12 protein-coding genes are annotated in these 16,480 nt (G+C 35.6%); 11 read left to right on the top strand and 1 reads right to left on the bottom strand.

All coding sequences use genetic code 11. The annotated features are described in order from the left end of the window. The first annotated feature begins 50 nt into the window (after positions 1-50). The 10 genes from EKL96_RS03360 to EKL96_RS03315 all read left to right on the top strand — a co-directional run bounded on the left by EKL96_RS03360 (position 51) and on the right by EKL96_RS03315 (position 15,044). A complete protein-coding gene (locus EKL96_RS03360) occupies positions 51-3,062 on the top strand; it encodes a SusC/RagA family TonB-linked outer membrane protein (RefSeq protein ID WP_126458187.1) in 3,012 nt (1,003 codons plus the stop codon). A 17-nt stretch (positions 3,063-3,079) separates the two neighbouring features. Continuing rightward, positions 3,080-4,603, top strand: coding sequence for a RagB/SusD family nutrient uptake outer membrane protein (locus EKL96_RS03355; RefSeq protein ID WP_126458184.1), 1,524 nt, complete (start codon positions 3,080-3,082; stop codon positions 4,601-4,603). A gap of 83 nt (positions 4,604-4,686) precedes the next feature. Further along, complete coding sequence (locus EKL96_RS03350) at positions 4,687-5,859, top strand: cellulase family glycosylhydrolase (protein WP_126458181.1); 1,173 nt, start codon at positions 4,687-4,689, stop codon at positions 5,857-5,859. 60 nt (positions 5,860-5,919) lie between these two features. Next, a complete protein-coding gene (locus EKL96_RS03345) occupies positions 5,920-6,975 on the top strand; it encodes a glycoside hydrolase family 43 protein (protein WP_126458178.1) in 1,056 nt (351 codons plus the stop codon). 3 nt (positions 6,976-6,978) lie between these two features. Then, complete coding sequence (locus EKL96_RS03340; RefSeq protein WP_126458175.1) at positions 6,979-8,727, top strand: sugar-binding protein; 1,749 nt, start codon at positions 6,979-6,981, stop codon at positions 8,725-8,727. A gap of 183 nt (positions 8,728-8,910) precedes the next feature. Further along, on the top strand, positions 8,911-10,728 hold the full coding sequence (locus tag EKL96_RS03335) for a glycoside hydrolase family 2 protein (RefSeq protein WP_126458172.1): 1,818 nt from the start codon (positions 8,911-8,913) through the stop codon (positions 10,726-10,728). Between the two features lie 11 nt (positions 10,729-10,739). Next, complete coding sequence (locus EKL96_RS03330; RefSeq protein ID WP_126458169.1) at positions 10,740-11,780, top strand: family 43 glycosylhydrolase; 1,041 nt, start codon at positions 10,740-10,742, stop codon at positions 11,778-11,780. A 31-nt stretch (positions 11,781-11,811) separates the two neighbouring features. Continuing rightward, positions 11,812-12,990, top strand: coding sequence for an aldose epimerase family protein (locus EKL96_RS03325; protein WP_126458166.1), 1,179 nt, complete (start codon positions 11,812-11,814; stop codon positions 12,988-12,990). 21 nt (positions 12,991-13,011) lie between these two features. Then, entirely contained in the window at positions 13,012-14,052 is a 1,041-nt protein-coding gene (locus EKL96_RS03320; protein ID WP_126458163.1) for a glycoside hydrolase family 43 protein, read from the top strand. Continuing rightward, positions 14,049-15,044 (top strand): glycoside hydrolase family 43 protein, encoded by a 996-nt coding sequence (locus EKL96_RS03315; RefSeq protein WP_126458160.1) that lies wholly within the window; start codon positions 14,049-14,051, stop codon positions 15,042-15,044. The genes EKL96_RS03320 and EKL96_RS03315 overlap by 4 nt, the downstream gene beginning before the upstream one ends. 148 nt (positions 15,045-15,192) lie before the next feature. On the opposite strand, the gene EKL96_RS03310 is transcribed toward EKL96_RS03315, so the two are convergent. Beyond that, the gene (locus EKL96_RS03310) at positions 15,193-15,354 is read right to left on the bottom strand and encodes a transposase (RefSeq protein WP_126458157.1); all 162 of its coding nucleotides are present in this window, start codon (positions 15,352-15,354) and stop codon (positions 15,193-15,195) included. A 320-nt stretch (positions 15,355-15,674) separates the two neighbouring features. Here EKL96_RS03310 and EKL96_RS03305 point away from each other — a divergent pair, with 320 nt between their 5' ends. Beyond that, entirely contained in the window at positions 15,675-16,433 is a 759-nt protein-coding gene (locus EKL96_RS03305; RefSeq protein WP_126458154.1) for a serine protease, read from the top strand. The last annotated feature ends 47 nt before the right edge of the window (positions 16,434-16,480 follow it).

The raw sequence follows: 16,480 nt of genomic DNA, 5'->3' as shown, positions 1-16,480 counted from the left end.
AATCATTTCAAAAACCAAAACAAATTAAAACTATTTAAAATGAAAAATCAATGAAAACAAAAATTAACCAAATTTTAAAGCAGAGATATTACCTCTTACTTTTTTTTAGTTTTTTACTACAACAAAGTTATGCTCAAGAGCAAATTAAAATTACGGGGAAAATAATAGCTGCTGTAAATGGAGATGGTATTCCACTTGCTAACATCCTTGTGAAGAATACTCCAAACAGTACCGCAACAGATTTTGACGGGAATTTTTCCATTATGGCTAAACCAGGCCAAGTGCTTGTTGTTACCTATCAAGGTTACAAAACTAAAGAGTTTACTGTAACCAAAGAAACTGACATCAACATTGCTTTAATTGAAGATGCGCTTGCTTTAAATGAGATTGTAATCGTAGGATATGGATCGCAACAAAAGAAAGATCTTACCGGTGCTATTTCAGTAGTTAACGCAGATGAAATCCAAAAAAGACAAGTTACCACAATGGCCGAAGGTTTACAAGGTTTAGTAACAGGCGTTAAAGTTCGAGGAGGAGGAAGACCTGGACAAGAAGCCAATATTGAAATTCGTGGACTTAAAAATCTTCAAAACGCAAATCCACTGTATGTTGTGGATGGTTTAATCACTACGGCTAACAGAGATTTTAATCCAAACGACATTGAAACCATTCAGGTTTTAAAAGATGCTTCTGCAGCTGCAATTTACGGCTCCAGAGCTGCAAACGGAGTAATCATTATTACTACTAAAAAAGGAAAAAAAGGCCCCTTAAAAATAGAAGTTTCCTCAAAAACGAGTTTTTCAACGATGCCAAAATATGATTTGATGGGAACGGAAGAATTTTCGAAATTCAACTTCCAAGCCTATGATAATGCCGGTATTCCGAGACAAAACTTGAATCTTGGCGTAAATACTGATTGGCAGAAAGAGATTTCTCAACAAGGATTGCTTCAGGATTATAACGCTAGTTTTTCGGGTGGCGGAGACAATTCAACTTTTTTCATGTCGGCAAACTATTTTGGAAATAAAGGAACTGTAATCTCAACTGATTTTAATCGTGTTTCTTTTAGAGTAAATTCAAGCGGTACAAAAGGAATTTTCAGCATTGGTGAAAACTTAGCTATCAGTAATTCAAGAACCGATGAAATGTCTGGCAATCCAATCATCGATTCATACCGATTATTCCCAACCATACCTGTTTATGATGAAGCTAATCCGGGTGGTTTCGGTTATGGAAAACAAGGCGTTGCCAATACTTTTGGAACAAACCCAATTGCTCTTGCCAATTTATTAGACACTCAAAATGAAAATTTTAGAATCAGAGGAAATTTATGGACCGAAATAAAATTGGCTTCATTTTTAAAATATCGTTTTAATTTTGGATACGAAACCAGTTTCGATAGTTACAACTTTATTAGAAAACTAGGAAACTGGACGTTGAATCAACCCAACGAACAATCATTCATTAACCAAAATAAAGGTCGCTCAGAAACTAAGTTATTTGAAAACACATTGACTTTCAAAAAAGAATTTGGAAAACATGATATTAGCGTTTTGGTAGGTCAAACATTTCAAAAAGACGACTACGAACAAATTTATGGTACCAAAAGAAATCTTTTAGTCAACCCAAGTACAGGTCAATACTTTGATGTTTTAAATTTAGGGGACCAAGCAGAAGTTGGCGGTTTTAGAAACGAAGCTGCCTTAACCTCTTATTTAGGAAGACTAGAATACAACTATGACGACCGTTATTTATTTAATGCTGTCTTTAGACGTGACGGTTCTTCAAAATTTAGTGACACTAATAAATGGGGGAATTTCCCGTCGGCTTCATTAGGATGGAGAATAAACAACGAATCCTTTTTTAAATCTGAATTCATCAATGATTTGAAACTAAGAGCCAGTTATGGTGAATTAGGAAGTGGGAATATTGGAAACTACGAATACCAAGGTTTCATAAATACTTTTGGTGCTATTGTTCTTGGTGACGGACAAACTTTATATCCATCAGCAACTCAAGTGCGATTGGCAAACGCTGAATTGCGTTGGGAAAAACTAAAACAAACCAATATTGGGGTCGATATAGCGATGCTTGATAGCTCTTTGCGTTTAACTGCAGATTATTTTATTGCACGTACTGAAGATGTTTTGTTTGGATTCCCAATATTAATGACCACGGGTAATGACGGAGGAAATCCTATTTCGAATGCTGCGACAGTAGAAAACAAAGGATTTGAATTGGATTTAAGCTACAGCAAAAAAATTAATGATTTCTCATTCAATGCCTCCATAAACTTTACTAAACTAAACAATAAATTAGTTTCTCTTGGCAACGGACAAAACGAAAGCATTCAAGGAAACACAATGACAAGAGCCGGAAATGCTGTAGGAATGTGGTTTGTATTGCAAACTGACGGGCTATTCCAAAATCAACAAGAAATTCAAAATTATGTGAATTCAGCCGGAACTGTAATTATGCCAAATGCGCAACCTGGTGACATTCGATTTAAAGATATTAATGACGATGGGGAAATCACGAATGAAGATAAAGACATCGTAAGCAGCCCCTGGCCCGAGTTTGAAATGGGATTCAATGCTGGCGCTTCATACAAAGGATTTGATTTTTCTATGAACTGGATTAGTTCTCACGGAGCAACTGTTTATAACGGATTTAGAAGTGTCGTCGATCGTTTTGATGATGACAGCAATTACAGAGCCGGCATCCAACCATGGACTCCTGAAAATCCAAATACTGATTTCCCAAGAATTGTCAAAGGAACTACCTTAAATGCCAGAGGTGATACTGACCGATTTTTAGAAAACGGCGATTTTATCCGACTTAAATACATTGGATTTGGTTATAACTTACCTGAAAATATTTTACAAAAAGTAGGTTTAACCGGCGCTCGATTTTCTTTATCTGCACAGAACGTGATTACAATTACAAAATATTTAGGACTAGATCCTGAATTCAGTAATAGTAATGTTTTTGAAAGAGGTGTAGATGTAGGTTCTTTTCCAAACCTAAAAACCTATTCATTCGGCGCGGAGTTTAGTTTTTAATTTTAAAAAATAGCATAATGAAAAAAATATTTTTAATAACTGTAGTTTTTCTTAATCTTCTAATCTTGTCTTCCTGTGATGATGAGTTAGATCTTGATAACCCAAATACATTAACGACAACTCAATATTGGGCTACAGAAAGTGATGCACAAGCCGGAATAAATTCCGTTTATGCCATGTTTTATAAGGACGGTTTATGGGCTCGATGGATTTATTTCCGTCTGGATTTAACCTCAGATGAAGGCTATAGCCAAAGTCCGTGGATAGAATTAGCAGACTGGACTCGATTTAATTACATCAATTATAATTTCTGGGAAGGAAACAGCGTAACCTGGAGAGACACGTACAAAGCCATTTTTAGATGCAATCAAGTTATTGCCAATGTTCCAAAAATCGAATTCCAAAACGAAGACGACAAAAAGAAAATTTTAGCGGAAGCAAAATTTTTAAGAGCATTACACTACTATTATGCTGCAATCCTTTGGGAAAATATTCCAATTGTTCTAGAGCCATCAACACCAAATGATCGTCCGGAGCAAAAAAATATTACCGAAGTCTGGGTTCAAATAGAAACTGATTTAAATGATGCTTATGTTGATTTACCAATTGAATGGGCCGGAGATCAAACAGGAAGACCAGACAAAGGTGCAGCAAAAGGAATGCTTGCAAAAGTGTACATGCAACAACGCAAATGGACGGAAGCAAAAACAGCTTTAGACTATTTAATTTCTGGTGCTGGAGCAAAATACAGTTTGGTGGCTAATTACAGAGACAATTTCACCGATGTGAATGAAAACAACAGCGAATCTGTTTTTGAAATTCAGTTTGGAGACCAAAGAAAAGGTGGAACTGATGAAGGTCCAAGTGCTGCGGTTTCCAGCAACCGTGCTCAGTTTTTTGCTCCAAGAAGTATCGGATGGTCAGACGGACAAGCTAGATTTTGGTTAGTTGATGCTTTCAAGAAAGAAAAAAATAAAGACGGTGGTTTAGACATCCGATTAAAACACACTTTGTTTTATCCGGGTTTATTGGCTGATTTTGGAGACAAAACATACAATAAAACGTGGCAATGGGGAACTGAAGCATGGTTTAGAAAAGGCAGTAGAGATTATTACAGAGACAATGAAGATTATTACAGCCAAGTAAATTATCGATTAATTCGCTATGCAGATATTTTATTGCGTTATGCCGAAGTATTGAATGAAACAGGAAATACTGCTGGTGCTTATCAATATGTAGATAGAGTAAGGGCTCGTGTAAACATGGGAACTTTAGCAGTTACACATCCTGAAATTGGAAATGATAAAACTAAATTCTTAGAACAATTAAAAATGGAACGCGTTTTAGAATTAGCTGGCGAAAGTGTTCGTTGGGAAGATTTAAAACGTTGGGGAGATTTAGACTCTCAAGCTGCTGTAGATAAAATTTCATTACGTGATCCTGATTTTAAAAACTTTAAGGTTGGTAAAAATCAAAGATTACCAATTCCTCAAGTAGAGGTTGATAACAACCCTAATTTAAGCCAACATCCTGAATATTAACTAGTAATTTTTATGGGAATGGTTTATAGAATCATTCCCATAAAATTAGCAAACACAGATTTGTTCCAATAAAATAAATTACAATGAAAACGACAAAACTTTACCTGGCACTTGTGCTGGCAGGAATACTATTCCTTAGTTGCAACAAAACTAAATCAAGTTCAGAGGGAAATAATACTCCGGCAACAGCCGCAGTTGAAAAAAGAGAAATTTGGACAAAAGAACAGGCTAATTCATGGTATGCAAAACAGCCGTGGCTTGTAGGATCAAATTACAATCCAAGTACCGCCATAAATCAACTGGAAATGTGGCAAGAGGAAACTTTTGATCCTAAAAGAATTGATGAAGAACTAGGTTGGGCAGAACAAATAGGAATGAATACCATGCGTGTTTATTTACATGATTTATTACACAAAGATGATGCTGAAGGTCTTTACAAACGAATGAATATCTTTCTAGAAATTGCTGATAAACATCATATAAAAATTTTATTTGTGCTTTTTGATTCTTGTTGGGATCCATTTCCAGAATCAGGGAAGCAAAGAGCTCCAAAACCACATGTTCACAATTCAGGCTGGGTACAAAGTCCAGGACAAAAAGCATTGCAGGATGAAACACAATATCCTCGTTTAGAAAAATACGTAAAAGAAACGGTTACTCATTTTAAAGAGGATCAAAGAATATTAGGTTGGGATGTTTGGAATGAGCCTGATAACATGACAGGTCCTTCTTATGAAAAAGTTGAGATCGCCAACAAGGTTGATTTAGTGTACACTCTTTTGGGGAAAGTATTTAAATGGGCTAGAGAAAGTAATCCTTCACAACCACTAACCTCCGGTGTTTGGGCTGGTGATTGGACAGAGGCGAATTTAAAACCCATTTTTAAATTACAGTTAGACCAATCGGATGTGATTTCTTTTCATTGTTATGATAAACCCAAAGATTTTTTAAAACGTATCAATGAGCTAAAACGCTACGGAAAACCAATGTTGTGCACGGAATACATGGCGCGTCCTAATGGAAGTACATTCGAAGGATTCTTGCCAATTGCAAAAGAAAATAAAATTGCTATGATCAATTGGGGTTTAGTTGATGGTAAATCACAGACTAAATACTCTTGGGACAGTTGGACTAAAAAATACGATGCGGAACCCCAATTATGGTTCCACGAAGTATTTCATACTGATGGTACGCCGTATAAAAAATCAGAAACTGATTTAATTAAAAAAATGACTTCTGAGGCTAATGACAAATAAAAGAAGTTAAAAACTAACCCTATTTTAATTCCTTAAAATAGGGTTATAATACCCAAAAAAATGAAAAACAGGATTCTAAATACGGTTTTAATACTCGCAGTTTTATTATTAGAAACAGCATTATTTGCACAGCAACCTAATCCGCCGGGGCAAGTACAAAATGGTTCAAAAGCAAAGAACGAAGCTTATTTATTTGCACACATGACGCATAACGATTACGGAAGATTGTATTATTCAGTTAGTCTTGATGGCTTACATTGGACTAATTTAAACAACGAAAAAAGAGTCTTTCCGGAATACCAAGGACACCCGGACATTTGCAAAGGTCCGGACGGCAAGTATTATATAGCAGGCAACACCAGCGATGATTCACCAGAAATTAATATATGGATTTCTGATGATTTAATAACTTGGAAAAAGCATGCTGTTTACACGCCAAATCTAAAAAGCACTCCCGATTATTCCAGTGCATTGCAAAGAATAGGCGCTCCAAAATTGTATTACGACAAAGACTCCGCAAAGTTTATGCTAACTTGGCACACGCCTCACAAGCAAGGCTCTAAAGAAGATCCCGAAGCCTATTGGGCAAGCCAAAGAACACTTTATGTCATGTCAAAAGATTTAAAAATGTTTGAAGGCACTCCAAATCGATTGTTTGATTGGGACATGGGGACGATTGATGTCTTCATCAGAAAAGTGGGAGATTCCTATTACGCAATTTTAAAAGATGAAACCTACCCAACTTTATATTGGACAACGGGAAAAACCATCCGAATTGCTAAATCAAAATCGCTATTAGGGCCATATTCATTGCCACAGGAATCAATCAGTCCGAATTTTAGGGAAGCACCTATGTTGATTCCATCTCCGGACGATAAAATTTGGTATATGTATTACGAGCAGTATCCCGGAGTTTCTTATGGATTATCCATTTCAGATAATTTAAACGGCCCTTGGTTTCAAGCATCAGGATATACTTTTTATAGTGATTGGGACAAATACAGTTTACCCGAAAAAGCAAGACATGGTTGCATGATTTCAATTTCTACAAAAGAGTATGATGGTTTGGTACAGAAATTTGGTTTAACCAAAACAGAATCGAATCCCAAAAAGTAAAAAATGAAAAAAATAAATTATGCATTTCTAGGGCTTATTTTCATCCCGTTACTTTCTTGTAGTGACTCTCCGGATGGAAATGACGAAAAACCCGTTGTAGAAAACATTACTTCCAAACCAGCTGTGGAAGGCATCAGAATTGCTTGGGATTACAACTCTTTAATTCTGGTTTCGGATAAAAACAGCACAGATTACAATGGATACGCCAGATTAGTACAGCTAAATGACAAGAAATTAATGTGTACTTATGAATCCGGCGGAGCGATTTTAGTGAAAACAAGTTCTGATTTTGGCGGTACTTGGAGCGCACCCATTACAGTAGTTTCCGGAAATGCTTCGGTGAATATGACCACGCCGGATATTTTACAATTAAAGGATAATTCTATTTTGATTTGTTACAATCCAAGACCAATTGCAGGGAACGGTACTGTGAAATTTTCTATCAATACGATTAAAAGTTATGACGGAGGTTTGACTTGGAAGGAAAATCGACTCGTATATGAAGCCAGTTCTGATTTTGAAAATGGCTGTTGGGAACCTTCAGCGTTACAAATTCCGAGTGGAGAAATTCAATTGTTTTTTTCCAATGAAAATGTGTACCGCAATTCTAATGAGCAAAATATTTCCCTGATCCGTTCATCAGATAATGGATTAGCATGGTCAACAATACCAGAAATTGTGAGTTTCAGAGCCGGAAAAAGAGATGGAATGCCCTCTCCAATTCTACTAAAAAATCAAACTGAAATTGTTTTTTCTATTGAAGATAATGGCATTGAGAATCAATTTAAACCGTATATCATTCGGAATTCAATTACAGAAAACTGGAAGCAACCAGTCGATGCAAATAGCAATAATAGAAATTATGCTTTGGAAGAAGTCTTGAGTAACCCCGTTTATGCAGGCGCTCCGTATCTGTCCCAAATTAGCACTGGAGAAGTTTTGATGTCCTACCAAGGAACTGAAAACAGAACAACAAACGATATTAATAATGCCGATATGAAAGTGGTTATTGGAACTAATGACGCTAAAAATTTCAACAGAAAATCTACTCCTTTTATACTTTCCATCAGAAAATCGGCTTTATGGAACAGTATTGCTGTTTTAGATGACGATACCGTTATAGCTTTAACCACTACGAATCAATTTTCAAATTCATCCCAAATTTGGATGATAAAAGGACGTGTTTTACCCGAAATTAATGCCACAAAAGAAACAGCCGTAATTGACGGGCTAAACAATGAAGTGGTTTGGCAAAAAGAAAGTCCAGTTTTCATTGGTCAAAAAAGCAGCACTCAATTAGAAGCCAATTTTACGTACGACACCGAATTTTTATATGCTTTTGCACAAGTGAAAGACAGCCAAATTGTAAGTACAGATGCCTTAACCGGAAGTGATGGTTTGAATTTGTATTTAGACCCTAAAAATAAAAGTTTAATTGGCCCGGGAAATTCCATTTTTAAACTGGAATTAGGGCAATCCAATCTGTTTTCGATATATGAGGGAGAAAACAGCAAATGGAAAAAATTAGACAGTCCAAAAGGAATGGTAACAACGACTGTCAAAACTTCAAACGGTTATCGAATAGAAGTCAAAATACCGTGGAATGTATTAGGTGGAATGCCTGCAAAACAAACCAGAATAGGTTACAACGTAGAAATTAGAGAAAAAGGAACAAATAATTATACCGAAAGTATTGCAACCAATAGTAGTGACAAACCGTATTCTTGGTCCACTTTAAAACTGGTGAATTAATACAAAAAGGTAAAAAAACAGGGCGTTTTATAATGGTTTAAAACGTCACTAAAAGGAGGTTAGTTAAGTTAGGTTTGTTTAATTACCGGGCTGTTTTTAAATAGTCTGGTAATTTTTTAGTAACAGAAATAGAAAAATAGCACGTCAATTTTATTGAGGTGCGCCAAAATAAATTATATATCAATGAAAAAAAATGCAACAGTACTTCTCTTTTTATGCTTAGGATTATCATTATCTGCGCAATGGAAACCGGCTGGAGAAAAAATCAAAACAGAATGGGCGAATAAAGTAAATCCAAAACAGGTACTTCCTGAATATCCTCGTCCGATAATGGAGCGCAAGGAATGGAAAAACCTCAACGGATTATGGAATTATGCTATCCAAGAAGCAGGAAAACCAACCCCTACAAAATACGACGGTCAAATTCTGGTTCCTTTTGCAGTAGAATCCAGTTTATCTGGTGTGATGAAAGAAGTGGGTTCTAAAAATGAACTTTGGTACACCACCACTTTCACGGTGGAATCCAATTGGAAAGGTCAGAACATTTTGTTGCATTTTGGCGCAGTCGATTGGAAAACCGAAGTTTGGTTGAATGGCGTTAAAATTGGTTCGCATACTGGTGGATATACTCCATTTTCTTTTGATATAACACCTTTTATAACCGGAAAAACGCAGCAATTAACCGTAAAAGTTTGGGATCCTTCCAATGAAGGACCACAACCAAGAGGAAAACAAGTTAAAAACCCGGAAGGAATCTGGTACACGCCAGTTACAGGAATTTGGCAGACGGTTTGGATTGAACCTGTACATAAAAAGAATATTACAACTATCAAAACCACACCAGATATTGATCAGAATGTAATTAATATAAAACCCGAAGTTCCCGGAGCAAGTTATGGAGATGTAATCGAAGTGACCGTTTATGATAATTCAAAAACAATTGCAAGCGGGAAAGCTTCCGTTGGAGAAAACTTGGAAATTGTTTTAAATAATCCAAAATTATGGTCTCCGGAATCTCCTTTTTTATACAAAACCAATGTAAAATTAATCAGCAATGGAAAAGTTGTCGATCAGGTAAAAAGTTATTTTGCAATGCGAAAAATTGGTTCTAAAAGAGATGCAAATGGTGTGCTTAGAATGCAATTAAACAACAAAGACTATTTCCAATTTGGGCCTTTAGATCAAGGTTGGTGGCCAGACGGATTGTACACTGCTCCTACCGATGAAGCTTTAAAATATGATATTGTTAAGACCAAAGAATTAGGTTTTAATATGATTCGCAAGCATGTCAAAGTAGAACCGGAACGTTGGTATACGCATTGTGATGAGCTTGGGATTTTAGTATGGCAAGATATGCCAAGTGGTGACGAGCAACCTTTATGGCAAAATAAAAAATATTTTGAAGGTACTGAATTGCAAAGAACTCCTAAATCGGAAGCAATTTATAAAAAAGAATGGAAAGAGATCATGGATCATTTGTATTCGTATCCAAGTATTGTCGTTTGGGTTCCTTTTAATGAGGCTTGGGGACAATTTAAAACCGTTGAAATTACCGAGTGGACCAAGAATCACGATCCAAGCCGATTAGTTAATTCATCCAGCGGAGGAAATCATTTTCAAACGGGAGACATATTGGATTTACACAATTATCCCGGTCCAGAGATATATCTTTATGACGCCCGAAGAATTACCGTTCTGGGTGAATATGGTGGTATCGGATTGCCTCTGGAAGGTCATTTGTGGAGAGCAAACGACAATTGGGGTTATATCAAGTTCAAAAACGTTACAGAAGTAACCAATGAATATATCAAGTATGCCAAGGAGTTGAAAAAATTAGTCAAAACTGGATTTTCTGCTGCAGTTTATACACAAACAACTGACGTAGAGGGCGAAGTAAATGGATTTATGACATACGACAGAAAAGTAGATAAAATGGATTTCGAAAAAGTAAGCGCTATCAACAAAGAAGTTATCGATGCTCTAAATCATCAATCGAACTAAAAGCTATTGAAATGAAAAAATATTTAATACTAATCGTATACTTAATTGCCTCGGGCTGTAATTCAGAAGCCTATTCGCAACAAAAAAACTTTACAAACCCTATTTTGCCATCTGGTGCAGATCCTTACAGCACGTATTATAATGGCTATTATTATTACACCCATACGTTGCAAAATAAGTTGGTTTTATGGAAAACAAAAAGTTTAGCTGATTTAAAAAATGCGGAGAGCAAAACCATTTGGACAGCACCAAAAAATACAGACTATTCCGCAGATATTTGGGCCCCTGAATTTCATATGATCAATGGCAAATGGTACGTCTATTTTGCAGCAGATGATGGAGACAATGCGACCCATAGAATGTACCTTTTAGAAAACAAATCGGAAGATCCTTTTAAAGGAGTATGGGAATTTAAAGGAAAAATAGCCGCAAAAACTGATAAATGGGCCATTGACGGAAATGTATTCAATTATAAAAACAGTCTTTACATGATTTGGGCAGGATGGGAAGGCGACACTAATGGACAGCAGAATATCTATATCGCAAAAATGAAAAATCCTTGTGAAATAGAAGGCGATCGGGTTTTAATTTCGTCACCAACATTCGATTGGGAAACACACGGTGCTTTAAACGACCCGAATAATCCGCCTCAAGTGAATGTCAATGAAGGTCCGCAGTTTTTAATGCACGACGACAAGGTATTTATTGTGTATTCCGCCAGCGGCTGTTGGACTGATTTTTATGCTTTGGGCTTGTTGCATTTTCAAGGAAATGGAGATTTACTGGAAGCTTCTTCTTGGGTAAAAACAGAGAAACCATTATTCCAACAATCTGTAAAAAATCAGGTTTTTGCTCCTGGACACAATTCGTTTTTCAAATCTCCAAACGGAAAAGAAGACTGGATTTTGTACCATGCAAATTCTAATCCCGGAGAAGGCTGCGGAAATAAAAGAGCTCCAAGAATGCAAAAAATAAATTGGGATTCGAATGGATTTCCTGTGTTTGGAGAACCTGTTAGTGAAGGAACGAAATTAGAAATTCCCGCCGAGTAGTTTTTTATTAAAACGATATAAATTTAAAACAATGAAAAAAATTCAGATTTACACAGTCCTTATTCTTGCTGTATTTCAGGTTTCCTGCAAAGAAAATAAAAACGATAATTCAACTCAAAAAGAAATGAATCAAGAAACGACTGCTGATTCAGCTCAAACTTTTTTAGAAACTAAAAATTTTGAAGCGGAGATAGACCACAAAAAAACAACTTTATATTGGATTGAAAACAAAGGTTTAAAAGCAGCTTTCACTAATTACGGAGGACGATTAGTAGGATTATGGGTAGCGGATAAAAACGGAAAGCTCACTGATGTTGTGGTTGGAATGAACAGCATTACCGGATTTCAAAAATCAACAGAACCTTATTTTGGAGCTACAATCGGCAGAGTTGGAAACCGAATTGCTAAAGGAAAATTTACTTTGGAAGGAAAAGAATACAATGTTCCTTTAAATAACGGAGAAAATGCACTGCATGGCGGAAAAAACGGGTTCCAAGATGTGGTTTGGAATGCGGAAAAAACTCATAACCATACTTTAGTCTTAACCTATACTTCTCCCGATATGGAACAAGGGTTTCCAGGAAAACTAGAAATAAAAGTGACCTACTCCATTACGGCTGACAAAACTTTAAAAATGGAATACGAGGCCACCACTGATAAAACTACGGTTGTCAATTTGACCAATCATGCTTTTTTTAATTTAAACGGAGAAGGCAGCGGTACCATTCTGAATCATGAATTACAGATTTACGCGAATCAATTCACGCCAGTTGATGAAGGTTTAATTCCGTCAGGCGAATTAAAATCGGTACAAAATACACCTTTCGATTTTACTTCAAAACATACCATTGGCGAGCGAATAGAAACAAAAAATGAACAGTTGAAATTTGGAAAAGGATACGACCATAATTATGTACTGAACGGTACCCAGAAAAATGGAATGAATCATGCAGCAACAATCTCTGGAGATCAATCAAGAATTACATTGGATATTTTTACCGAAGAACCTGGTTTACAGTTTTACAGCGGGAATTTCATGCAATCAAAAAACACTTTCAAATCTGACTCAAAAGATGATTTTAGAACCGCTTTTGCTTTAGAAACACAGCATTTTCCGGATGCTCCAAATCAGCCAAAATTTGCTCCGATTGTTTTAAAACTGGGACAAAAATACCACACAGTCTCCTATTACCAGTTCTCAATAAAATAACAATTCAATTGCTTTATTAATATGAATTATAGTGTAAAATATATTTTCTGGTCAGTTGTTTTTATGAGTCTCCTCGGATGTAAATCCAGAGAGAAAGAGGTAATAAAAACGACCACATTTGTAAACCCGGTCTATATCAAAGATTTTCCAGATCCAACGGTTATAAAAGCCGCCGATGGTTATTATTATGCCTATGGAACGAATACGGATCTCAATGGTAAAAGTATCAATATTCAGGTTTTAAAAACTAAAAATCTGGTAGATTGGAGTTATGTTGGAGATGCACTTCCCACAAAACCAAAATGGGCGGACAAGGATTTTTGGGCTCCTCATGTTTTGTATGATGCCCAACTAAAAACGTATTTTTTATATTATTCAGGAGAAACTGCCTCTGCCCCAGGAAAATGTCTTGGTGTTGCAACATCAAAATCGCCAGCAGGCCCTTTTATAGATAAAGGCGAGCCTTTACTTTGTGGAAATGGGTTTATCAATATTGATCCGATGGCTTTTGATGACCCTAAAACTGGCAAAAAATTGCTGTATTGGGGATCTGGTTTTGAATCTATAAAAGTGCAGGAACTTTCAGAGGATCGATTGCATTTTAAAGAAGGGAGCAGTTTGAAAACACTAGTCAATCCAATTATTAATAATGATCCTGCCAATTATCAAAATTTAGTAGAAGGGAGTTGGGTTACTTATCATGACGGTTATTATTATTTGTATTATTCAGGGGATAACTGCTGTGGCGAAAAAGCGCATTATGCCGTAATGGTTGCGCGTTCTAAAAATGCGGAAGGCCCTTTTGAAACTTTGGAGGAAGCTGCGAAAACTGCTAATAGTGTGATTTTAAATAAAAATGAGAAATGGGTTGCTCCCGGACATAATTCGGTTGTAACTGACGATAACGGACAGGAATGGATGGTGTATCACGCCATAGATTCAAAAAACCCAAATGGCGGACGCATCGTTTTGATAGATAAAATAACGTATAAAAATGGCTGGCCAACTGTAAATTCTGGATCGCCGTCTACAAAACCAGTTTTAAAACCGAATATAAAATGAAAAACACCTTGACCATAATTTGTTCATTATGCCTATTCATTTGCTGTTCTCAGGAAAAAATTACAACTGAAACATCTACCGACATTAATTCGAAAAACATTTTTCTGGCTGACCCTACCATTTTTTATAATGAAGGTACTTATTACTTATACGGAACGACAACTGGAAACAGCTCCCTAAACGGAGAAGGTTTTCAAGTCTATACCTCTTCCGATCAAAAAAATTGGAAAGGACCTGTTGGTGCTCAAGCTGGTCTTGCGCTAAAAAAAGGAGATGCATATGGTACACAAGGATTTTGGGCTCCACAAATACTGAAATACAACAATCTTTTTTACATGATTTATACCGCCAATGAAAATATTGCTATTGCAACAAGTAATAACCCCGTTGGTCCTTTCAGAAACACCTCTAAAGAACCATTATCTGCCTCCGTAAAACAAATTGATCCTTTTGTTTTTATAGATGATGATGGAAAAAAATATTTGTACCACGTTAGACTTACGAATGGTAACAGAATTTTTGTAGCGGAATTAAACGATGACCTTTTAAGTATTAAACTAGGAACACTTACAGAATGCATCGCTGCAGAATTGCAATGGGAAAACACGCAAAATGTGAACTGGCCGGTTACTGAAGGCCCTACAGTATTGAAAAAAGGCAGTTTGTATTATTTAATTTATTCGGCAAATGATTTTAGAAATCTGGAATATGCCGTTGGATATGCAACCAGTAAAAGTCCTTTGGGTCCTTGGAAAAAATCAACAACAAGTCCAATTATATCCCGAAATTTAATTGGAGAAAATGGTCCCGGCCACGGCGATTTATTTTTAGACAAAGACAACCAATTGCAATATGTTCTTCATACCCATTTCAGCGCAACGAGTGAAGCGCCCAGAAAAGCAGCAGTTATTGAAATGAATTTTGTTGAAAAAGACCAAGAATTACAATTGCAAGCAAAAAAGGAAAGCTTCCAATTTTTGAAGACCAATTAAAAACATCTTAAAACAAAAGGCCTTAATTAATCGAAATTCATTGTAGTAACTCAATCTTCTTATGGCAATACTATTTTTAAAAATTAGTATTGCCATTTTTTATTGGCAAAAAAAGGCGATTCTTAGGGTCACATAAATTTTCTGGGGATTAGGCAAAAAGTTTTTCCATTCTAAAGAGAAAGAATTTGATACCTACGACACCTCTTTGGTTGGCTCTGAAGAGTTTTATTTTCGAGTTAAATGATTCTGCATTTGCATTTGTATGTCGTTTTATAAAGAAGTTTAAAATGGTTTCCAAATGATATTTCAAACTCTTTAACGATTTTCATACTGATTTCCGTAATTAGAAATCAACTCTTGAGATTGACGGGTTACGTCTTGACGATTCTCATTAGTTGAACAACGAGATATGATGATTGCTTTTTCCATATTCTAAAAGTCCAGATATTTCGGGACATGGCAAAATAAATCAAAGAATATTTTTGATACATTTTTAATTTGATACATTTGAAAAATTAAGGTAAATAAAAAAGCTTTTCTGTTTATTAGTAGATTTCTTTCTATATTTGAATACCTGCATAAATTTAACTTTTACCCTAATAAGATAGGATTGTAATAATTTAAAAAAACATGAGAAAGAATGTTCTATTAATTATAGTTTTAATAATTTCAACAAATTATATTATATCACAAGAAAATAAATTATCGCCTTCTGAACTTATAATAAATTCTACAATTCGAATCGAATGTACTGGAGATACAATCATAAATAATCAAAAAACGACTTTTACCTCAACTGGAACTGGTTTTTTCTTTGAATTTTTAATAGACAATATAAAAATCCCAGTTATTGTCACCAATTATCATGTAATTAAAAACACTACTAATGGAATACTAAATTTTACTGAACAAGAAAACGGTTTGCCGAAATATGGTAGTATTTTAACTTACACTCTTAATGATTTCCAAAATAGATGGATTAAACATCCCAATGTAGATTTAGCTATTTTGCCTATAGCGGGTATAATTGATGACTTTAAAAAACAAAAGAACAAAGACATTTTGTATGTTCCCTATGACGAAACTCTATTACCAAATGCGAAATTACTGAATGAGATAACAGCTATTGAAAAAGTGTTAATGATTGGATATCCAAAAGGTTTTTGGGACAAGGTGAACAACCTGCCAGTTGTAAGAAAGGGACTTACCGCTACACCGCTATATATCAATTACTCAGGAAAAAAAGAGTTTCTTTTAGATATTCCGATATTTGCAGGGTCTAGTGGCTCGCCTATAGTTTTATTCAATCATGGGTCATATTCAACAAAACTAGGAGAGATAAATATTGGTAGTAGAATAGCTTTGTTAGGTATGCGAATCAAGGGTTAAAAAAGAAAGAAATATCTGTTTAAAAATTAGATTAATAAGCTGATAAT

This window comes from Flavobacterium sp. LS1R10 (assembly GCF_003968825.1).
Lineage (GTDB): Bacteria > Bacteroidota > Bacteroidia > Flavobacteriales > Flavobacteriaceae > Flavobacterium.
The sequence above is the reverse complement of the archived record's forward strand: the minus strand, read 5'-3'. Positions and strand labels throughout refer to the sequence as shown.

Coding starts and splice junctions, on each gene's coding strand:
- EKL96_RS03315 (WP_126458160.1), top strand. CDS start 14,049: ATGAAAAACACCTTGACCATAATTTGTTCATTATGCCTATTCATTTGC.
- EKL96_RS03360 (WP_126458187.1), top strand. CDS start 51: ATGAAAACAAAAATTAACCAAATTTTAAAGCAGAGATATTACCTCTTA.
- EKL96_RS03355 (WP_126458184.1), top strand. CDS start 3,080: ATGAAAAAAATATTTTTAATAACTGTAGTTTTTCTTAATCTTCTAATC.
- EKL96_RS03305 (WP_126458154.1), top strand. CDS start 15,675: ATGAGAAAGAATGTTCTATTAATTATAGTTTTAATAATTTCAACAAAT.
- EKL96_RS03325 (WP_126458166.1), top strand. CDS start 11,812: ATGAAAAAAATTCAGATTTACACAGTCCTTATTCTTGCTGTATTTCAG.
- EKL96_RS03345 (WP_126458178.1), top strand. CDS start 5,920: ATGAAAAACAGGATTCTAAATACGGTTTTAATACTCGCAGTTTTATTA.
- EKL96_RS03340 (WP_126458175.1), top strand. CDS start 6,979: ATGAAAAAAATAAATTATGCATTTCTAGGGCTTATTTTCATCCCGTTA.
- EKL96_RS03350 (WP_126458181.1), top strand. CDS start 4,687: ATGAAAACGACAAAACTTTACCTGGCACTTGTGCTGGCAGGAATACTA.
- EKL96_RS03335 (WP_126458172.1), top strand. CDS start 8,911: ATGAAAAAAAATGCAACAGTACTTCTCTTTTTATGCTTAGGATTATCA.
- EKL96_RS03330 (WP_126458169.1), top strand. CDS start 10,740: ATGAAAAAATATTTAATACTAATCGTATACTTAATTGCCTCGGGCTGT.
- EKL96_RS03320 (WP_126458163.1), top strand. CDS start 13,012: ATGAATTATAGTGTAAAATATATTTTCTGGTCAGTTGTTTTTATGAGT.